Annotated in this window: 21 protein-coding genes; 12 read left to right on the top strand and 9 right to left on the bottom strand. The window is 56.8% G+C overall.

Features of this window, described 5'->3' with window-relative positions:
* Positions 1-106: 106 nt before the first annotated feature.
* The 8 genes from J9788_RS18015 to ghrB all read left to right on the top strand — a co-directional run bounded on the left by J9788_RS18015 (position 107) and on the right by ghrB (position 7,542).
* Entirely contained in the window at positions 107-673 is a 567-nt protein-coding gene (locus tag J9788_RS18015; RefSeq protein WP_042783395.1) for a DNA-3-methyladenine glycosylase I, read from the top strand.
* Complete coding sequence (locus J9788_RS18020; RefSeq protein WP_046898772.1) at positions 670-1,122, top strand: N-acetyltransferase; 453 nt, start codon at positions 670-672, stop codon at positions 1,120-1,122. Before J9788_RS18015 ends, J9788_RS18020 begins: the two co-directional genes overlap by 4 nt.
* A gap of 248 nt (positions 1,123-1,370) precedes the next feature.
* A complete protein-coding gene (locus J9788_RS18025; RefSeq protein WP_033645129.1) occupies positions 1,371-2,033 on the top strand; it encodes an OmpA family lipoprotein in 663 nt (220 codons plus the stop codon).
* A gap of 124 nt (positions 2,034-2,157) precedes the next feature.
* Entirely contained in the window at positions 2,158-3,192 is a 1,035-nt protein-coding gene (locus J9788_RS18030; protein ID WP_182265615.1) for a LacI family DNA-binding transcriptional regulator, read from the top strand.
* A gap of 165 nt (positions 3,193-3,357) precedes the next feature.
* On the top strand, positions 3,358-4,110 hold the full coding sequence (locus J9788_RS18035) for a sugar phosphate isomerase/epimerase (protein ID WP_182265614.1): 753 nt from the start codon (positions 3,358-3,360) through the stop codon (positions 4,108-4,110).
* Between the two features lie 7 nt (positions 4,111-4,117).
* Entirely contained in the window at positions 4,118-5,083 is a 966-nt protein-coding gene (locus J9788_RS18040; RefSeq protein ID WP_046688560.1) for a sugar kinase, read from the top strand.
* A 139-nt stretch (positions 5,084-5,222) separates the two neighbouring features.
* The gene (locus tag J9788_RS18045) at positions 5,223-6,491 is read left to right on the top strand and encodes an MFS transporter (protein WP_182265613.1); all 1,269 of its coding nucleotides are present in this window, start codon (positions 5,223-5,225) and stop codon (positions 6,489-6,491) included.
* Between the two features lie 73 nt (positions 6,492-6,564).
* Positions 6,565-7,542: a glyoxylate/hydroxypyruvate reductase GhrB gene (gene ghrB, locus J9788_RS18050; RefSeq protein WP_033645132.1), complete on the top strand. Its 978-nt coding sequence runs from the start codon at positions 6,565-6,567 to the stop codon at positions 7,540-7,542.
* A 67-nt stretch (positions 7,543-7,609) separates the two neighbouring features.
* Here ghrB and J9788_RS18055 read toward each other — a convergent pair whose 3' ends face one another.
* From J9788_RS18055 to J9788_RS18075, 5 genes are all read right to left on the bottom strand, one after another.
* On the bottom strand, positions 7,610-8,560 hold the full coding sequence (locus tag J9788_RS18055) for a hypothetical protein (protein WP_046898771.1): 951 nt from the start codon (positions 8,558-8,560) through the stop codon (positions 7,610-7,612).
* Complete coding sequence (locus J9788_RS18060) at positions 8,550-9,812, bottom strand: ATP-grasp domain-containing protein (protein ID WP_182265612.1); 1,263 nt, start codon at positions 9,810-9,812, stop codon at positions 8,550-8,552. Before J9788_RS18060 ends, J9788_RS18055 begins: the two co-directional genes overlap by 11 nt.
* Positions 9,813-9,915: 103 nt before the next feature.
* Positions 9,916-10,854, bottom strand: a complete 939-nt coding sequence (locus tag J9788_RS18065; RefSeq protein WP_182265611.1) for a phosphotransferase — start codon at positions 10,852-10,854, stop codon at positions 9,916-9,918.
* Between the two features lie 5 nt (positions 10,855-10,859).
* A complete protein-coding gene (locus tag J9788_RS18070) occupies positions 10,860-11,999 on the bottom strand; it encodes a PLP-dependent aspartate aminotransferase family protein (RefSeq protein WP_046687995.1) in 1,140 nt (379 codons plus the stop codon).
* Positions 12,000-12,078: 79 nt separating this feature from the next.
* Positions 12,079-12,858 carry a 2OG-Fe dioxygenase family protein gene (locus J9788_RS18075; protein ID WP_182265610.1) on the bottom strand — a complete coding sequence of 260 codons (780 nt, stop codon included), beginning with the start codon at positions 12,856-12,858 and terminating at the stop codon, positions 12,079-12,081.
* A 1,014-nt stretch (positions 12,859-13,872) separates the two neighbouring features.
* Between J9788_RS18075 and J9788_RS18080 the strand changes: the two genes are divergently transcribed.
* The 3 genes from J9788_RS18080 to J9788_RS18090 all read left to right on the top strand — a co-directional run bounded on the left by J9788_RS18080 (position 13,873) and on the right by J9788_RS18090 (position 15,798).
* Entirely contained in the window at positions 13,873-15,123 is a 1,251-nt protein-coding gene (locus J9788_RS18080) for a valine--pyruvate transaminase (protein ID WP_047025992.1), read from the top strand.
* 73 nt (positions 15,124-15,196) lie between these two features.
* A complete protein-coding gene (locus J9788_RS18085) occupies positions 15,197-15,418 on the top strand; it encodes a ribbon-helix-helix domain-containing protein (RefSeq protein ID WP_025304767.1) in 222 nt (73 codons plus the stop codon).
* Entirely contained in the window at positions 15,418-15,798 is a 381-nt protein-coding gene (locus J9788_RS18090; RefSeq protein WP_025304766.1) for a type II toxin-antitoxin system VapC family toxin, read from the top strand. Before J9788_RS18085 ends, J9788_RS18090 begins: the two co-directional genes overlap by 1 nt.
* A gap of 10 nt (positions 15,799-15,808) precedes the next feature.
* Here the strand turns inward: J9788_RS18090 and J9788_RS18095 are convergent, their stop codons facing one another.
* The 3 genes from J9788_RS18095 to ibpA all read right to left on the bottom strand — a co-directional run bounded on the left by J9788_RS18095 (position 15,809) and on the right by ibpA (position 18,583).
* A complete protein-coding gene (locus tag J9788_RS18095) occupies positions 15,809-17,467 on the bottom strand; it encodes a putative transporter (protein ID WP_182265609.1) in 1,659 nt (552 codons plus the stop codon).
* A 167-nt stretch (positions 17,468-17,634) separates the two neighbouring features.
* On the bottom strand, positions 17,635-18,063 hold the full coding sequence (ibpB, locus tag J9788_RS18100; protein WP_004933922.1) for a small heat shock chaperone IbpB: 429 nt from the start codon (positions 18,061-18,063) through the stop codon (positions 17,635-17,637).
* Positions 18,064-18,169: 106 nt separating this feature from the next.
* Entirely contained in the window at positions 18,170-18,583 is a 414-nt protein-coding gene (gene ibpA / locus J9788_RS18105) for a small heat shock chaperone IbpA (protein ID WP_004933919.1), read from the bottom strand.
* Between the two features lie 309 nt (positions 18,584-18,892).
* Between ibpA and J9788_RS18110 the strand changes: the two genes are divergently transcribed.
* On the top strand, positions 18,893-19,240 hold the full coding sequence (locus tag J9788_RS18110; RefSeq protein WP_016929593.1) for a YceK/YidQ family lipoprotein: 348 nt from the start codon (positions 18,893-18,895) through the stop codon (positions 19,238-19,240).
* A gap of 30 nt (positions 19,241-19,270) precedes the next feature.
* Here the strand turns inward: J9788_RS18110 and J9788_RS18115 are convergent, their stop codons facing one another.
* Positions 19,271-20,551: a DUF3748 domain-containing protein gene (locus J9788_RS18115; protein WP_033652318.1), complete on the bottom strand. Its 1,281-nt coding sequence runs from the start codon at positions 20,549-20,551 to the stop codon at positions 19,271-19,273.
* Positions 20,552-20,847 lie beyond the last annotated feature (296 nt).

Here is a 20,847-nt window from a genome sequence, read left to right on the forward strand (position 1 = left end):
TTTCGTCACGTCAAGCGGGGCTGCGGACAAAACAATCAGAGGCTTGCCAAGTTCGCCGCTTCGAGCGATGATTACTGTTCATAAATACAGCATAAGGACATTCAGGATGGCAGACGAACGTTGCGGTTGGGTGACGGCCGATCCGTTGTATCTCGAGTATCACGACAAGGAATGGGGCACGCCCACCACCGACGCGCGCGAGCTGTTTGAAATGCTGTGTCTGGAGGGGCAACAGGCCGGTCTTTCCTGGATCACCGTACTGAAAAAGCGCGAGAACTACCGCCGCGCCTTCCATGATTTCGATCCGCAGCGGGTCGCCGCCATGACCGAACAAGACGTGGAAAGGCTGCTGCAAGACAGCGGCATCATCCGTCACCGCGGCAAGATAGAAGCCATCATCACCAACGCCAAAGCCTATCTGGCGATGGAGGCGGCCGGCGAGAATTTCGTCACCTTCATATGGGACTTCGTCGGCGGCCGGCCCCAGCTCAACCGCTGGCAGGCGCTGAACCAGGTTCCGGCCAAAACCGAGCAGTCCGACGCCATGTCCAAGGCGTTGAAAAAGCGCGGCTTCAAGTTTATCGGCTCCACCATCTGTTACGCCTTCATGCAGGCCAGCGGGCTGGTGAACGATCATCTCACGGGGTGCATGTGCTACCCAAAGCCACGGTGATCCTCCCCTGTGGCCCGGCGGATATCGACCGGCTGATGGCGCTGTGGCTGCCCAGCACCATCGCCGCCCATCCATTCGTGGCGGAAAAATACTGGCGTGAAAGCGCCACACTGGTGCGGGAAAATTACCTGCCGCGCGCGCAGAGCTGGGCCTGCTGGCATGAAAACGAGATCGTCGGCTTTATCAGCGTGCTGGACGAACAGTTCATCGGCGCGCTGTTTGTCGATCGGGCGTATCACGGCCGCGGCGTAGCCCGGGCGCTGATGACGCACGTGCAGCAGCGCTACCGCCGGCTCAGCCTGGAGGTTTATCAGCAAAACCTGCGCGCCTGCGCGTTTTACCACAAGCACGGTTTTCAGGTGACGCAGCGCCTGTTTAACGACGAAACCCAGGCCTATACGCTGATCATGAACTGGCCGGCAATCGAGAATTCAACCGGTTACGGTTAAAAAAGGCGCATTCGCGCCCTGGCGGCGCGCAATTAGGAATCCGCTGCATGGCGCCGCCCGGCGTTTTGTCGCATAACTCCCCCAGCACTTACCCGCGCTCATCATTTGTCACGTTTTTCTCCGGAACTGCCGGCGAGCCAACGCGTCATAGTAGCGCGGTGATGCGGGCCCCACCTGCGTCGCCTACTTTTTTGCGCCCCCGTGTTGGGCCGGCGCGTACAGATATTGATGCCATTAAGGACAAGAACATGAAAAAACGCATTGCAATTATTGCCGGCGCAGTGAGCGTCGCGCTCACGCTGTCGGCCTGTACCACCAACCCTTACACCGGCGAATCCGAAGTCGGCAAGTCCGGCATCGGCGCGGGCCTCGGGGCCGCACTGGGCGCCGGCGTCGGCGTACTGTCCTCTTCCAAGAAAGATCGCGGCAAGGGCGCGCTGATCGGCGCGGCGGCCGGTGCGGCGCTCGGCGGCGGCGCTGGCTATTACATGGACGTGCAGGAAGCCAAACTGCGCGACAAGATGAAAGGCACCGGCGTCAGCGTCACCCGTCAGGGCGACAACATCGTGCTGAACATGCCGAACAACGTGACCTTCGACAGCAGCAGCGCCACGCTGAAACCGGCGGGCGCCAACACCCTGACCGGCGTCGCCATGGTGCTGAAAGAGTATCCGAAAACCGCAGTCAACGTCATCGGCTACACCGACAGCACCGGTTCCCGTTCGCTCAACATGAACCTGTCGCAGCAGCGCGCCGATGGCGTAGCCAGCGCGCTGATCACCCAGGGCGTGGCGGCGAACCGTATCCGCACCGCCGGTGCCGGCCCGGACAACCCGATCGCGTCCAACAGCACCGCGGAAGGCAAGGCGCAAAACCGCCGCGTCGAGATCACCCTCAGCCCGCTGCAATAATCCCGCGCGGGGCGCCACCGGTGCCCCGCCGCTTCCCTGCGATTTTCTCCTTATCCTTCAACATTCCCGCCCGCACGCCGGGTATGGTAGTCTCCTTGGCAATTAACCGCAGGAGGGATCGGCTGTGAGCACTGTCAAGGCAACGCGCGCCTCAGGACGCGCCACCATCAGCGATGTAGCGAGCATCGCCAAAACCGGCAAGACCAGCGTGTCACGCTATCTGAATGGTGAACAGCACCTGCTTTCCGACGATCTCAAACAGCGCATCGAACAGGCGATCCAGCAGCTCGACTACCGCCCAAGCCAGATGGCGCGCAGCCTGAAGGGCGGCCAAACGCGCCTGATCGGCCTGATCCTCGCCGATATCACCAACCCCTATTCGGTGGACGTGATGCGCGGCATCGAGGCCGCCTGCCGCCAACAAGGCTTTACCCTGCTGGTGTGCAACACCAACAACGAAGTCAATCAGGAACAGCACTACCTGCAGCTGCTCAGCAGTTACCGGGTGGAAGGCATCGTGGTCAACGCTGTCGGCATGCGCGAGGAAGCCTTATCCACGCTGCAACAGTCGATGCTGCCGATGGTGCTGATCGACCGCAAAATCCCCGACTTCGCCTGCGACGTAGTGGGCCTGAACAACCGCGAAGCCGCCACCGTCGCCACCGAGCACCTGCTGCAACAAGGCTTCGAAGCGATCCTGTTCCTCAGCGAACCGCTCGGTACGGTCAATACCCGCCTGGAACGCCTGCACGCCTTCAGGCATACCATGGCGCAGCACCCTGCGCTGCTGGCGGAGCAGGCCGAAACGCCGCTCAACGATCGGCAAAAACTGGAACAGGTGCTGGGCGATTTCAGCGGCCGTCATCGCGGCATGCGCAAGGCGGTGATCTCCGCCAACGGCGCCCTGACGCTGCAGGTGGCGCGCGCCATGCGCCGGCTCGGCATCCAGTGGGGCAACGACATCGGCCTGCTGGGCTTCGACGAGCTGGAGTGGGCGGAACTGGCGGGCGTCGGCATCACCACGCTGAAACAACCCACCTACCAAATGGGGCACGCGGCGCTGGAGCGGCTGGTGCAGCGTATTCAGGGTCTGGCCGCCCCCAGCGGCGAGCAGATGTTCTCCGGCGAGTTGATCGTCCGCGGCTCTACCACCCGCTAACCCGCCTTCTCCGGGGCCTTAACCGCCCCGCCTTCATCGGCTGTTTTTTGCTCAGCTTCGTGATTGCGATCATATTTTTACATTCTGTCGCTTTCTACTGGAACCGGTTCCATTTAACGTACCGGTAACAGCAGCGGCGGCGACAATGCCGCCTCAGGAGTCAAAATGAAAACAGAAATCATCGTGGTCACTGGCGCCTACGGCGCCGATACCGTCAAACAACAGGGCGGCCAGCGCGCGCTGTTGCCCATCATCGCCGGCGCGGGCGCCGACGGGGTGGAGATCCGCCGCGAACTGTTCGCTGCCGGCGAACTGGACAGCCTGCCTGCGCTGGCCCAGGAGATAGAACGCCAGCAGCTGTTCGCCGTCTATTCAGCCCCTGAGGCGCTGTTCACTCCGCAACATACGTTGAATCCCAACCTGCCGACGCTGCTGGCGGAAGCGCAGGCGCTGAACGCGCGCCAGCTGAAGCTCTCCCTCGGCCATTTCCGCCCCGGCTTCGATTTTACCGAGCTGAAAGTGGCGCTGGAGCAACATCCGGTCAAACTGGTGGTCGAGAACGACCAAACGCCGGACTGCGGCATTTTGTCGATGCTGAACGCCTTTTTCCATGCAGCGGAAGATAGCCACCTGCCGGTCAGCATGACCTTCGATATGGCCAACTGGCTGTGGGTGGGGCAAGACGCCTTCGCCGCCGCCGAGCGCCTGGCCCGCCACGTCGGTTACGTGCACGTCAAGGCCGCGACGCAAGGCCTGCGCGGCTGGCGCGCCATTGCGCTGGACGATACCGACGGCAGCTGGCGCGATCTGCTGGCCCGCCTGCCACACGATGCGCCGCGCGGCATCGAATTCCCGTTGCAGGGTGATGACCTGGAAGCCGTCACCCGCCATTACGTCAATATTTTGCGTGCGGAGTAACCCCATGATGACAACGTTAACGGCAACCACGGCGCAGCAGGCGCCCCTGGATGTGGTCACGCTGGGTGAAGCCATGGCGATGTTCGTAGCGGCGCAGACCGGCGATTTGGCGGAGGTGGAAACCTTCACCAAACGCATCGCCGGCGCCGAACTGAACGTGGCGATCGGCCTGGCCCGTCTGGGCATGAACGTCGGCTGGGTCAGCCGCGTCGGCAACGACTCGTTTGGCCGCTTCACCCTGCAGCAGCTGAAAAAAGAAGGCATCAACTACCGGCAGGTGACGGTCGACGGCCACTATCCGACCGGTTTTCAGGTGAAATCCAAGACTACCGATGGTACCGATCCCAGCGTGGAATATTTCCGTAAAGGCTCGGCGGCCAGCCGCCTGTCAGTCGCCGATTTCAACCGCGAATATTTCGGTTCCGCGCGCCACCTGCACCTGAGCGGCGTGGCGGCGGCGCTGTCCGGCGAATCGCTGGCGCTGTGCCACCATGCGGCGCGCGAGATGCGCGCCATGGGCAAAACCATTTCGTTCGATCCCAATCTGCGCCCGGTGCTGTGGCCCAGCCGCGAGGTGATGATCGAGCAGCTGAACCAGCTGGCGTTCGCCGCCGACTGGGTGCTGCCGGGGTTAAAAGAGGGGCAGATCCTCACCGGCCAGTCGACGCCGGAAGGCATCGCCGATTTCTATCTGGAGCGTGGCGTGCAGGCGGTGATCATCAAAACCGGCCCGGACGGCGCCTGGTTTAAAACCGCCGCCGGCGATAAGGCGGCGGTGGCTGCGGTCAAGGTCGACAACGTGGTGGATACCGTAGGGGCGGGTGACGGCTTTGCCGTCGGCACCCTCAGCGCCCTGCTGGAAGGCAAAACGCTGGTACAGGCGGTGCAACGCGGCAACAAAATCGGCTCGCTGGCGATCCAGGCCATCGGTGACAGCGAAGGCCTGCCGACCCGCGCGGCGCTGGCCGAATAACAATAAAAAAACGACTTCTCCGCATGACGTCAGCCTCTGGCCCTACAACCGGGACGCGTCGGGAGAGCATCTGCCCCTTCGTCTTTCATGCCCAACGGGCTGGGCGAAGGGGATGCAACACCACTGAAGGATACTGAACATGAACAAAGCGACTGTCGCGGCCAAACGCTGGTGGTACATCATGCCCATCGTGTTTATCACCTACAGCCTGGCCTATCTCGATCGCGCCAACTTCAGCTTCGCCTCCGCCGCCGGCATCAATGAGGATCTCGGCATCACCAAGGGCATGGCCTCGCTGCTGGGCGCGCTGTTTTTCCTCGGTTATTTCTTCTTCCAAATTCCCGGCGCCATCTACGCCGAGCGCCGCAGCGTCAAAAAACTGATCTTCTGGTGCCTGGTGCTGTGGGGCGGCTGCGCTTCGCTGACCGGCGTGGTGAGCAATATCCCGATGCTGGCCGCCATCCGCTTTATCCTCGGCGTGGTGGAAGCGGCGGTGATGCCGGCGATGCTGATCTACATCAGCAACTGGTTCACCAAATCGGAGCGGTCACGCGCCAATACCTTCCTGATCCTCGGCAACCCGGTGACGGTGCTGTGGATGTCGGTGGTGTCCGGTTACCTGATCCACGCCTTCGGCTGGCGCGAAATGTTCATCATCGAGGGCATTCCGGCGGTCATCTGGGCGTTCTGCTGGTGGGTGCTGGCGAAAGACAAACCGGCGCAGGCCGGCTGGTTGAGCGCCGATGAGAAACAGGCGCTGCAACAGCAGCTGGACGAAGAACAGAAAGGCATCAAGGCCGTGCGCAACTACGGCGAAGCCTTCCGTTCGCGCAACGTGATCCTGCTGTGCGTGCAGTACTTCGCCTGGAGCATCGGCGTGTACGGCTTCGTGCTGTGGCTGCCTTCCATCCTGCGCAGCGGCATGCAGATGGGTATGGTGGAAGCCGGCTGGCTGTCGGCGGTGCCTTACCTGGCGGCGACCATCGCCATGATCGTGGTCTCCTGGGCGTCGGACAAAATGCAAAACCGCAAGCTGTTCGTCTGGCCGCTGCTGCTGATCGGCGCGCTGGCGTTCTTCGGCTCTTACGCCGTCGGCGCCAACCATTTCTGGATCTCTTACGGCCTGCTGGTGGTCGCCGGCGCCGCGATGTACGCCCCTTATGGGCCGTTCTTCGCCATCATTCCGGAAATGCTGCCGAAAAACGTCGCCGGCGGCGCCATGGCGCTGATCAACAGCATGGGCGCGCTGGGTTCGTTCTTCGGTTCCTGGTTCGTCGGTTACCTGAACGGCGCCACCGGCAGCCCGGCGGCTTCCTACATGTTTATGGCCATCGCACTGGTGGTGGCGGTGGTGTTGACGCTGATCGTCAAGCCCGCCCGCAACGAGATCCAGCCGCAGATGGCTTGATCCGGTTATACTTTTTCTCTGTCAATCAACCCGAGGGGGCGCCAGGCCCCCTTTGGCCCAGCTGGAGTTCGTGATGAAACCTTCTATCGTATTGTACAAAAGCCTGCCCGCCGACCTGCGTGAACGTCTGGAACAGCACTTCACCGTACACGCGTTCAACGGCCTGCAGCCGGAGAACCGCGAGGAACTGCGCCAGGCGTTGCAGCAGGCTGAAGGGATCATCGGTTCCGGCGGCAAAATTGACGAAGCCTTCCTGCAGCAGGCGCCCAAACTGCGCGCGGCCTCGACCGTTTCCGTCGGCTACGACAACTTCGACGTCGAGGCGCTCAACGCGCATAACGTGCTGTTGATGCATACCCCGACGGTGCTGACCGAAACCGTCGCCGACACCATCATGAGCCTGGTGCTGGCGACGGCGCGCCGGGTGGTGGAAGTGGCGGAACGGGTCAAGGCCGGCGAATGGCGCGGCAGCATCGGGCCGGACTGGTTCGGCGTCGACGTGCACCACAAAACCATCGGCATCCTCGGCATGGGCCGCATCGGCCTGGCGCTGGCGCAGCGCGCGCACTTCGGCTTCGGCATGCCGGTGCTGTACAACGCCCGCCGCACGCACGAAGAGGCGGAGCAACGCTTCAACGCCCGTCGCTGCGATCTGGATACCCTGCTGGCCGAGTCGGATTTCGTTTGCATCACGCTGCCGCTGACCGAACAAACTTTCCATCTGATCGGCCGCGATCAGCTGGCGAAGATGAAGAAAAGCGGCATTCTGATCAATGCCGGCCGCGGGCCGGTGGTGGATGAGCAGGCGCTGATCGAAGCGCTGCAAAACGGCGTGATCCACGCCGCGGGGTTGGATGTGTTCGAGAAAGAACCGCTGCCGGCCGACTCGCCGCTGCTCAGCATGCCGAACGTGGTGGCGTTGCCGCATATCGGTTCCGCCACCCATGAAACGCGCTACGGCATGGCCGCCTGCGCGGTGGATAACTTGATCGCGGCATTGACCGGCACAGTGAAAGAAAACTGCGTCAACCCGCAGCTGTTGCAGAAATAACTTAGCGCGGCCGGCGATCTGCGGATTGCCGGCCGCGCCGCTTTTTGCGGCTATCGACGGAGTATCTTCACTCCGTCAACCTCACGGGCTTCCCCCTTATCTTGCTGACGACAAATTTGCCAACGTCGTCATTGGCGATCAGCATGACCAGCAGCAGCATCACCAACACCGCCAGTTTCATATGGCTGTAGGCTATCGACGGGTCAAAAGCCTCCAGCAACAGCGTAATGCAGGGTGAAACATTCACAATAATGTTGGTGGTCAAGGCGCTGGTAAGTTCAATACCCTTTTGCAGCATCCATAGCGGCAATATATTCCCTAATATGACGATGATCGGCAGGTACATCCAGAAGCTGGATTGTGTCGTTGCCAATACGCCTTCGCTCGGCAACATCAGCGCGCAAACGCCAATGAGCAAGGGAAATCTGAACGACTGAATATTGACGGCGTTAAACGCTTTTTTGGACAATGATTTTGCAATATAGGTGCCGACAGCCATACAGGTTGAGGTGACGAGACACACTAAGCCGAGCGCCAGAACAAATAGGGTGTTTGAATCGAAGGGATTAAAACGCTGCCCTTTCACGGCCAATATCATCAGCACGGCGACAATAAAAGCCAGCATCACGGCTATAACGATGTTTTTTACCCCCACCGAGTTTCGGTTATAAATCTCAATGAAAACAGAAATGATCGGGCTCAGACCAAAAAGCATGGCCACCAGAATGGAGGGCTCCGTCCATTTCAACCCAACGAAAAGCCCAACCCAAGCTCCCAGCGTAGATATATTCAATAATAGAATTAACTTCCAGGCGTTGAGGCAAGCTCGCAGCTTGACGGGGAAAAACAGCACGGAGATCACAAAGAAACCGAGCCAGGTCAAGGTGAAAGTCCAAAACAATAATACGAACAGATCGATGCTCTGCAACAAACCTGAGAGAAAAACATCTATGGCCGCACCCAGGATGCAATATCCAAGAATGTACGTTGGGCCAGACGCCTTGATTTTACTGTTCATAGACTTCAAACATGCCCTTGCTTTCAAGGCCAACGATATATTGATAGTCGGCATTGAGCTGATCGGCGCAACGGTGGCTTAACGCAATCCAGCCCGGAGAGCTGTAAACGTCCGTCGTGAGTTTTATTTCCTGATCAACATCCGGCAGATTTGATTTCTTGTAGGATGGCAAACCGGCGATGGTATCGACATGCTTAACGGCCTTGATAGTGCCAGCGCTAAAAGATATCAGCTCTTTAATTTTTAAATAGTTTAACGGTTTATATTCCTCTGCGACCGCTTCCAGGAATGCCTCGGTTGAACACACGCTCAGTACCAGTTCGTCAATCTGCGTGCGCTTCAACGCCAGGGATGACAACGCCGGAAAACCCGCGCCGTGCGGTCTGGCCCCGGTTTCAATTAACGTCCAACCGTCTTTGGTTAAAAACAGTTCCGAGTGCGCTGCGCCAAACGTGATCCCTAAAGCATCCAGACAGCTAAAGATGTAATCTTTGAGCTGAGCGTGATTCTGCGCATCGAAGGAGGTCAGTTCGGTGAACTCACAGATGGAATCGGCCCCGTTGTAACTGCCTTTGCCCATCTTCCATATCGCACAGATCTTGTGACGGCCTTGATAACTGACAGTATCAACGACGTACTCTTCACCCTCAATAAAAGGCTGCAGAATAATGACTTCATTTTTTAAATTGAGCTGATTGCTTTTTTTGAACAAATCACCTGCATGAGCTTCAACTTCTTCAACCGTTTTGCAAACAAAAACGGAGTCCGTGCCTGCGCTGTCAACGGGTTTTAGGACCAGCTTCCGGTATTTTTTAAACAGCTCGGTCGCATATTGCGTGGCGTCTTTAACGGTAGTTAACCGGTGCGTGGGGATATGATTGATCGCGCTATTTTTCAGGCACTCCTGCATCAGGTATTTATTCCTGCGAGAACGACTCGTGCTGGTATCGTTACCGGGCAGGTCCAGAAGCTCAGCCAGATGATCTGCGAGTTCAATGCCTGTTTCACAGCCTGCAATCACCGCGATAACATCGTACTCTTGCAATTGATTGAGGATGTCATCCCCCGTGTATTGCAAACTGATAAAGAAATCATCCCCTCTGTAGCTATTCAGCAGCTTCGCCGGGATATCTTCTCGACTTTGAATGTGCGCGCACCCGTATCCTTTTTTATTGAATTCCGGTGCCACATCATTGCCGGATGAGTAGGCGTCAACGAGGATGACGATTTTTTTCGTGTCTTTGATGTCCATGCAGCGGGTTACTCCGTACTATAATCAGGGCCGAATATTAACGTTCGATTGTCTTGGCGTCGAATTTACGCTCGACGCCCTTTTACTTTATGGAGGGAACGTGTCAGCAAATTTGTGAGAAGTCGGTGCGTTCAATGCTTTTAGCCAGGCTTGTCATTTCGCGATATTTATCAGATTTATCACCACCCGGCTGATAGATTCTATACCGCCAATAACGCCAAAGAGATGTCAGAATGGCGGCGTATTCCGTATAGGTTTTCAACACCTTAATTTCTCGCGCTTCAAGCACTCTTATAGAATTATAACCCGCGATGATATGCTTCGCTTTTTCCGGCGACAGCGTCCCATTGATGCCGCAGGTGCCGACAATCGCCATGGCGATATCGAAAACGGAGTGATAAATACAGGTCAACTCAAAATCTATCATGCCGACGAACTGCTCGCCTTCAAACAGCATATTGTCGTAGAAAAGATCGGAGTGGATGACAGAGGTAGGCAAGCCGCTGATGCGTTCTACGGCAAGATGCCTGAGTCTGTCTTTGGCCCAGCGCTCATAATCCTGATCGATATTGGCATCGAGGGCATCCATGAACTTTTTCTGCTCATAGAAGACTGAGTCTGTTAAGAAATTAGGGACAGGGATCGTATGCAGTTTCGCCATGGCAACGCCGAGCTGCCTGAGCATATGTTCGTTGAAATCCCGGCGGACGGCGCCATCCATATAGGTTCTTAATAGAGAGTGCTTACCCCTTAAAATGATCGAATAGCTTTCTTGCCCTTTGGGTTTGACCAGCAAGGAGGTCTCATAATCGTGTGCTTCCAGCCATACCAGCGTCTTTGCCATGATCTCAACGTCATCACGGCTTTGCTCTTCAATAATGCTGAAAACACAGCGGCCGATATCCGTTTCGAGGCAGTAATTGGTATTGCCGGATCCCATCCCCAAGAAGGCGCTGCTTTTTACCGTCAGCCCATAAAGAGATTCTATGCGGTGAACTTCATCACTATTCAACGTTGAGCCTGTTTGCATTTCTAATTCCATATCATTCACTTGAGCGCTTGATGCAAATCTTCATACAAGTCATTAACGTCTTCGATGCCGACTGACATTCGTATTAATTGCCTCGTAATCCCTGATTTTTTCTGCTCCTGCTCGCTAAGACTTCTGAACGACGATGAGGCCTGATAAGGCGAGTTCAGCGTGGTTTCCAAATCCCCCAAACTGTTGGAAGGGACGATGAGATTTAACTTCTTCTGAAAACTTGTCGCGTCAAACCGCGGGGCGATTTCAAAGCTGACCATGCCGCCGAAGCCCCGCATCTGTTCGCGGGCAACGCTATGATTATGATGACTCGGCAACCCCGGATAGAACACGTTCGTCACATTAGGGTGCTCATTTAAACGGCTGGCCAGTTCCATCGCGTTGCGGTTAATGGCATTCATTCGAATGGCCAACGTGCGCAAGCTTCGCTCAAGCAGGTGACATGACTGCGCGTTCAGACACCCGCCAAAGTCATTCATATATTCGGCCATTGCAGCAATGGACTCTTCACTGCCGACAGCCACGCCGCCTGACACATCGCCGTGGCCGCCCAAAAACTTGGTGGCGCTGTGCAATACCAAATCGACGCCATATTCCAGAGGGTTTTGGTTGATCGGCGTCGCTACGGTGTTATCAATAATAGTGAACACCCCCCGACTCTTGGCGAATCGGGTCAATAGCTCAATGTTCAGGATTTTAAGCAACGGATTAGTCGGTGTTTCGATATATATCATTCGCGTATTCGAATTGACTAATGCGATGATGCTTTCTACTTCACAACTCTCCGAAACGCTGTATGTGATGCCTAATTTTGCAAAATGATTCTGTACAAACTTGAGCGCACCAGAATACACGCCGTTTTGTAAAACAATATGGTCACCGGCTTTTAAATGCGAAAGCATCGCCGTCGCGAAAGCCGCCATACCGGAACTGAATACCAGAGCGGCCTCACCACCGCTTTCCAATGCGCACATCTTCTCGGCAACGGCGCGCTGATTGGGTAAGTTACCATGTCTTGGATAGACATCTTCTGTCATATCAAGATGCTTGTGAGAACTCGCGGAGAATAGCGGAGAAAGAATGCCACCATGCATTTCGTCGATAATGGTCCCGCTGTGAACGGCAAGAGTTTCTTTTGCTAACACGGTTACTGCCTATTTTCGAGTATCAGGAAGTGGGGGGCATGCCTTGAATAAAGGATCCCCCCGTTCATGTAAGTCTTTATTACGATGGGTTATTTGGCACCGCGAACATCGGGGTGAAATCGATTAATATGACATCACGGAAGCCCACCTTACCGTGCCCATCCACATGAACCGGTTTCACCTGGTGCCAGACCAAATCATCAACGATGCCGATGGAATCCAGCGGTTTGAGCATCGCCTCATTACACAGGATGTTCGTCTTGGTGTTATCTGTGATGATGTTCTCACCGCCAGAAACACCATCACGATTGATCAAATGTATCCAGGTGCAAGGCTCGCCATCCTTATGAAGTCGATTCGGTACGGAAATCCCCGGCGCATCAACCGTCGCTTTCATTCTGATGAAGTGAATGCCGACCTCCATGGGAATCGTGGAAGCATATTCATGTAACGGGGAGTTTTTAAAATCATGCAGGACAAGCGACGTGATCAGATTATTTGACAAAATTTCGTTTGGGACAGGCTGAAACTTCCTTGCCTCCTCAACGACTTCATCATTAAATCCGACATCTTGTTTGTAACTGTAGGCGTGTTCGGAAGATTGAGGAATCAAGAGATTAAAGCAAGGTAAAAACACATATTTACTGTGCTGCCGATAGCGCCCCGCATTTTCGCCGTAGGGATCCAGAGCAAGCGTATCGAAATGCCGCTGAATAATACTTAAGTCTGATTTTTGCGCATCGGTAAGGTTAAAGTCATCCGAAGCCAATTTGCAATACCCTACTTCTGTCATCATGGGGTATGCGCTCACACGGCACTCAAGTGTGTTCTCAAACTCTTTAATGTTACCACGAATCATCGTGCAATCTTCCTTTTTACTCTGATTGGAATAACGACATATTGATGTTCACCGCAATGCTCATGAACATTGAACAGCAAATGCTTCCCTGTTTTTCAAGTGAAGTAATTCATCTCACAAATAAAAGAGCTTGATTATTTATTCTTTAAACTTCCTGCACGCTAAAAAGTGCGAAAGAGAATTTTATAGATTTCTTTTCCACTTATTTATCGAAACCAGACTTGCGCTGTTTTTCATTGCTACCTGACCTTATCTCACTTATGCGCGGTGAGCGAAAGTCTACGCTGCATACGGGTTTTCAAATGACGCCAGGTGAATCGGCGCGAAACCTTTATCCTCCAACCCTACCCGCCTAATGGGCTGCGAGGCCTGGCGATGCGCATCTGCCAGACACAGAGCGCCCTACCCTGGCGTTGTGCCGCTGAATGCTATTTGCGGCTCCCTCGCGGGCAGTATGATTAGTAATTTTTATACAAAATAGCCAATTTTCAGCAACGGCAACGTACATGCCCCATGCCGGCCAGCAGGAGACACCGCTCATCAAACAGATTACTCTGTAGAGAGACAGAGACGAAACTGGCAATCAACCTATGGTCAGGCAAGTAAAATCACCTTGAAAGGCGTGCTTTTGGCATGGCTTCATCCACGCTACCGCACTACTCATCCCTTCCCGAGCATTAGTTTAGATAATCTTTATTGTTAAGCTAAATTTAACGGATGCGGAAGTTACTCGATATGGTTATAAATTGCCATAGTGTTAATTAAATGCAGCGAAAAAGTGTGATCTGGGTCGGAGCAGCAAAACCTGTGCCAACCCTAAGATCGCGTAGCTGAAAGGTTGAGGTGATAATGGCGTGGGCCGGCGAACGGTCACAATAATCCAGCGTAATATGCTGCTAATCGAATGCAGGGCAAAACTTGTGCCCACCGGTCGATTTGTCAGCCGCATTGCAGCGGGGTTTATCTGGCGGTATGGTGGGTGATTACCTGCTAAAAAACAGTACTGCTGCACCTATGACTTTCTCACTTTTCGGCGAAAAATTTACCCGTTATGCGGGCATTACCCGTTTGATGGACGACCTGAACGAAGGCCTGCGCACCCCCGGCGCCATCATGCTCGGCGGCGGCAACCCCGCACAGATCCCAGAGATGGAAGCGTATTTCAAACAGCTGTGCCAGGAGATGCTCGACCAGGGCAAACTGACCGAAGCGCTGTGCAACTACGACGGCCCGCAAGGCAAGGACGCGCTGCTGAAAGCGCTGGCCAATCTGCTGCGCGACGAGCTCGGCTGGGAGATCTCGCCACAGAATATTGCACTGACTAACGGCAGTCAGAGCGCGTTTTTCTACTTGTTCAACCTGTTCGCCGGCCGCTACGCCGACGGCTCGCGCCGCCGCGTGTTGTTCCCACTGGCGCCGGAATATATCGGCTATGCCGATGCCGGGCTGGATGAAGGGCTGTTCGTCTCCGCCAAACCGAACATCGAGCTGCTGCCGGACGGCCAGTTCAAGTATCACGTCGATTTCGAACATCTCACCATCGGCGATGACATCGGCATGATCTGCGTTTCACGGCCGACCAACCCGACCGGCAACGTGATCACCGACGAAGAGCTGATGAAGCTCGATCTGCTGGCGCAACAGCGCGATATTCCGCTGGTCATCGACAACGCCTACGGCGTGCCGTTCCCCGGCATTATCTTCAGCGACGCCACGCCGCTGTGGAACCCAAACACCATCCTGTGCATGAGCCTGTCCAAGCTCGGCCTGCCCGGCTCGCGCTGCGGCATCGTGATCGCCGACGAGAAGGTGATCACCGCGCTGACCAACATGAACGGCATCATCAGCCTGTCCCCAGGCAGCATGGGGCCGGCGATGGCGACGGAAATGATCGAGCGCGGCGATCTGCTGCGCCTGTCGAACGAGGTGATTCGCCCGTTTTACAAACAGCGCGTCGAGCACACCATCGAGATCATTCGCCGCTACCTGTCGCCGGAACGCTGCCTGATCCACAAACCGGAAGGGGCTATCTTCCTCTGGCTGTGGTTTAAGGATCTGCCGATCACCACCGAAGTGCTGTATCAGCGCCTGAAAAAGCGCGGCGTGCTGATGGTGCCCGGCCACTACTTCTTCCCGGGACTGGAGCATGAATGGCCGCATACCCACCAGTGCATGCGCATGAACTACGTGCCCGATCCGGAGAAAATCGAGCGCGGCGTGGCTATTCTGGCGGAAGAGATCGAACGCGCACATCAGGAAGGCTAACGCCGACTGATTGAAAATCGACCGACAAAGATATACGATGCATATATCGTATATCTTTTTTGGAGGGCCAACGATGACTCGCATCGTGATCGATTTACCTGAAGAAGACCTGCGGCAGCTCGATAATCTGAAAAATATCCGCCACGTTCCCCGGGCCGAAATCATTCGTCAAGCAGTCTCCCGCTATCTGACGGAGAACCACGTGGAAGATCCCAGCAACGCTTTCGGGCTCTGGTCCGGAGCGATGGGAGATGGCGTGGAGTACGAAAATCGTCAGCGCGAGGAGTGGGAATAATGGTGGCTCAACGGGCGTTATTCGACACCAATATCCTGATCGATTATCTCAACGGCATTCCTCAAGCCAGGGACGTTCTGGTCGAGTATCACATCAATCCGGCCATCAGCGCCATCACCTGGATGGAAGTGATGGTAGGTGCTAAAAAACAGGGTCCGGCACTGGAGCTGAAAACACGTCAGTTTTTAGGGCAATTTCTGCTGCTGCCTATTACCGATGAAGTCGCCGAACGCGCCGTAGAACTGCGCCACTCACAGCATGTGAAACTGCCAGACGCCATTATCTGGGCCACAGCGCAGGTGGGATTCCGGATGCTCATCTCCCGCAACCCCAAAGATTTCGGCACTGACAATGGCGTGTTGATGCCTTATCGGCTGTAGACGATCCGCACTACAGCGTCCAGAACAGCACCGCCAGCAGCTGCGGCGACATGATGCGCAGGAACATCGCCAGCGGATAAACGGTGGCGTAAGACAGTGCGGCGGCGCCGCTGGTGGGATGCAGGCCGTTGGCGAACGCCAGCGCCGGCGGATCGGTCATCGACCCCGCCAACATACCGGACAGCGTCAGGTAATTCATTTTGCCCACCGTGCGCGCCAGAATGCCGACGCTCAGCAGAGGAATGGCGGTGATTAACGCGCCATAACCAATCCATGTCAGCCCCTCGCCGTGCAGCAACGTATCGATAAAATTGCCGCCCGATTTCAAACCGACCACCGCCAGAAACAGCACGATACCTAGCTCGCGCAGCGCCAGGTTGGCGCTCGGCGGCATAAACCAATACAGCTTGCCGATACTGCCGATGCGCCCCAGGATCAGCGCCGCCACCAACGGCCCGCCGGCCAGCCCCAGCCGCAATGCCGCCGGGAAGCCGGGCACGAACAGCGGAATGGAACCGAGCAGCACCCCGAGGCCGATACCGATAAAGACCGGCAGCATCTGCACCTGCTGCAGCTTTTGTTGGGCGTTGCCGACGATTGCCGTCACCGCGTCGATGGCCTCCGGCCGACCGACCAGGTTGAGAATGTCGCCAAACTGCAGCGTCACGTTGCTGCCGGCCACCAGCTCGACGCCGGCGCGGTTGAGGCGTGAAATCACCACGTCATACTTTTGCTTCAGATTCAGATCGCGGATTTTTTTCCCCAGCACCTGCTCGTTGGTCACCACCGCCCTCACCACCTGCAGCGCGGTGCCGCGCGTCGACAGCGAAGCATCGACCTCTTCGCCGATCACCAGCCGGGCGTTCTCCAGATCTTCGCGTTTGCCCACCAGGTGCAGGTAGTCGCCGAGCTCCAGCCGCTCATGCGGCGCCGGCACCATCAACAGCTCCCCGCGTTTGAGACGCGAACAGACGATCGCTTCGCCGTTGAGCAGCGGCACGCTTTTGATCGCCATGCCCTGCAGATTGGGGTTACGCACCGCCACGTTCATGGCGTGCAGCAGCTCGCGCTGATTGCCCAGGCTGCTTTCAAACGCCTGCGCCTCGCGCTCGATGTTGATGCGAAAAACCAATCGGATCAGCCACATCACCAGCAGGATGCCGCAAATGCCGAACGGATAGGCCATGGCGTAACCCATGCCCATGCCGTCCACCAACGCCGGATCGGAACCGAGATCGGTCAGGATTTGCTGACCGGCGCCCAGCGCCGGGGTGTTGGTGACCGCGCCGGAGAACACGCCGAGGATGATCGGCAGCGGCACGTCGAACAGCTTGTGCACCGCCGCCGCCACTGCGCCGCCGGTCAGCACCAGCAGCACCGCGAAGGCGTTGAGCCGCAGACCGGAGACGCGCAGCGAAGAGAAGAAGCCGGGGCCAACCTGAATGCCGATGGTGTAAACGAACAGGATCAGGCCAAACTCCTGGATGAAGTGCAGCATGTCCCCGTTCAGGCTGATTTGCCCGCTCTGGGCGAAGTGGCCGACCAGGATGCCGCCGAACAGCACGCCGCCAATGCCCAGCCCGATACCGTACAGCTTCCAGTTCCCCATCCACAGCCCAATGACGGCCGCCAACGCCAACATGCTGACGGTCAGGGCGATATCGCTCATAGGTCACATCCTTGCCAAAGTTGAACATGGGATTTGCGGCCAAAGACACACAATTAACAAGGATTATGGCATCAGACAGACGGGGGGACTGTGGCATGCGCCACATAACGCAGCGGGGGAGATCCGTCTGGATCTCCCCCGCATGATGATGACTGTTTTTCAGTCGGTTATTTGGCTTCCAGCTCCGGCGTCGCACCGATGGCGATGCGCTGAGGCTGCAAGGCTTCCGGAACCTGACGCACCAGATCGATGTGCAACAGGCCATTTTCAAATTTGGCCTCGGACACCTGCAGGTGCTCCGCCAGGGTGAAGGTCAGCTGGAACTCTTTGCACACCAGCCCCTGATGCAGGTACTCGACCTGTTTTTCCGGCGGCGTGGGTTTGCCGCTGACGGTCAGCCGCGGCCCTTCCACTTCGATATTCAGTTCGCTCTGCCGGAAACCGGCCAGCGCCAGAGAAATGCGGTAGTGATTGTCATCGCTTTTCTCGATGTTATACGGCGGGAACCCCTGGGGTTCCTGGCCCCCCATGGAACTGGCCAGTTTATCAAAGCCAATCCATTGACGCAGAAGCGGGGATAGATCGTAATTACGCATAGGAACAACTCCTTTCATTAAGCGAGATGTGTTTATTCAGCCCCCTGACGGCAGGCGGATTATTACTGCATATTTGCCGACAGCGTTCCTGCCGGCAAAAACGGAATTATTTAATTTCGATACGGCGCGGTTTTAATGTTTCCGGCACGATGCGCTGCATATCGATATACAGCAGACCGTTTTCCAGTTTGGCGCCTTTAATTTGAATATGTTCGGCCAGCTGGAATTTACGCTCGAAATTACGCTCAGCGATGCCCTGATATAAATAGGTTTTTTCTGCCGGTTCGTTATTGTGCGCACCGCGCACGATCAGCAGATTATCTTGCGTGGTGATCTCCAACTCCTGCTCGGCAAACCCGGCTACCGCAATAGCGATGCGATAATGATTCTCGTCCACCAGCTCGACATTATAAGGGGGATAACCGCCGTTGCCCTGGCTCTGGCCGGCCTCCAGCGCGTTGAACAGGCGATCGAAACCAATGGCGGAACGGTATAGCGGAGAAAGATCGAAATTACGCATAAAACAGCCTCCTAAGGCACTTCAGCGAGGTTGAAATAAATACGCCTTCCATTCTGGACAGGCTAATTAAGCCAGAATTCCCTTACGGCAAATTCTCAATCCGGCTCTGATGATAAAATGGGGGTTGATTTCATCAATTCAACGGGCGAGGATCAAAAAAAGCGCTTTTCGGTTAGGTGAAAGTTTTTTTACCACTTACACTAAAGTGAGAGAGCCGCCACAGAGCGGGATTTTGCTTCTTTTAAAGCAGCAACAGGATGTTATAAATCAGCTTAATTTAAGGGCACAGCAACCCTGCAGGATGGATTAATGACGACGATGAAAGCGATAGCGACGGGCTGCATGTTGTTGGCGACCAGCGGTTGCTCCAGCGTGATGAGCCATACCGGCCCGAATCAGGGTTACTATCCCGGCACCCGCGCCAGCGTGGACATGCTGAAGGACGACAACACCAGCTGGGCGATGATGCCGCTGGTGGCGCTGGATCTGCCGTTCTCCGCAGTGATGGATACCGTGCTGCTGCCTTACGACTATCTGCGTTCAGGCAATGACGCCACCGCAGACTCGCCAAAAGCGCGCATCCTGCGCAGCGAGCAGCAGAATCTGGCGGCAACCGGCAACCCCGGCGAGGGAAACGACAGCACCGCCACACACTAATCTCGCACGCAGCGGGCCATCAGGCCCGCCTTACGCCTCAACCACAAAGATCTGGTTGAATCCGGCAATCTCGCGCATAAACGCCACTTTCTTGCCATCCGGCGAAAACACCACGGCATCCCCCGACGGGGGCTGCACGCTGCGCTGCGTTAAACGCTGCAGGCGGCCGCTGGCGACCTCACACAGCATCACGCTGTTGTCACACACCAGGGCTATCGTCCCGCCCTGCGGGTGCCAGCTGAACGCCGACTGGATGTCATGCTCGCCGCGGCTGACCTGGCGCGGCTCACCGCCGTTCGGCGACACCGTCCACAGTTGCACCACGCCGCCGTCATCCTTCATCAGAAAAGCTATCTGGCTGCCGTCCGGCGAGCTGCGCAGCCAATGGCGCGGCGCACCGACCACGCCCGGAAAACGGCGTTCACCGGTAAAGGTCACCCGCCGCTGCCTGACGCCAAGCGGCGGCGCCGGCAGCTCGCTTTCCGTCCCCTGCAGCGGCACCGCGCCGGCCCTGGCGTAGTCGGCGTCGTTCTCCGGCAGATCGACGATAAACACCTCCGGCAGTTTCTCGCCGGCGGCGGACAGCGTATCGCCGATGAACGCCAGCGCCCAGCGCTGCCGGCTGCCGTCGGCCTTACGGTAGCCTTCGCGGCCAATCCAGCCTTCTTCATAGGCGCGATTGATCTGATCGCTGCCCGGCTGCGGCTGCGGCACGGTCTCGCTGACCAGCACGCAATAATGGCTGCCGTCATATTCACGGGGATGCTGTTTCGGCGGATTGACCCCGTGCAGCGGCACGGCCACGCCGACGTTGCGCAGATCGCGCGCCGGATCGCATTCATGCATCACGTGATCGTTGTAGGTAAAGCTGAGGCGGCTGCCGTCCGGGCTGAAAACGTGCACATGGCTGCCGCCGCGCAGCGCGCCGGGCGTGTAGGGCGCCGTGATATCCAGCGCGTCGAGGGTAATGGCCAATTCGCGATCCGGTTCGCTGACGATCACCCCGCGGCGGTGATGAAAATCATACTGCCAGGCGCTGTCCGGATGTTCCGGGCCGTGGATGAAGACGTAACGCGCCGGCGCATCGGGGCTGACCGTGACCACGCCGACGTGGGCGCCGTGCTGGGCGCGATAAACCACTTCCACCGCGCCGCTGGCGACGTTAACCCGCTCGATGCTCAGGCCGGTGAAAGAGGCGCCGCGCGGGCGCACGTCATAAGCCAGCCATTGGCTGTCCGGCGTCCAGACGTTGATATTGGTTAACTGATGCCCGCGTGGGTCGAAAGTCAGTTGTTTTTCCCGATGGCTCATGACGGCTCTCCTGCGCATGCTGGCACTGAACGGCCATCTTACCGGATCGACAGCCGCGTTTCATATGGCCGGCGAGGATGAGCCGGGGCTTTCCGCGTCGAAATTTCCATGAGACTTATCCGTTAAGCCTATCGACGACACCGGCAGGAAATAAACGCCCGGCTAGCCGGCCACATTACTGATGGGGAAACTCAACGACGCCCAAACGGTATAAGTAAAGGAATCGAGCATTATTTTATTGATTATCCTTTTCCTCATTAAATACGCCCACAGCGACACCTTACTTAACGCAAATA

The sequence above is a fragment of the Serratia sp. X10 genome, assembly GCF_017811775.1.
Lineage (GTDB): Bacteria > Pseudomonadota > Gammaproteobacteria > Enterobacterales > Enterobacteriaceae > Serratia > Serratia ureilytica.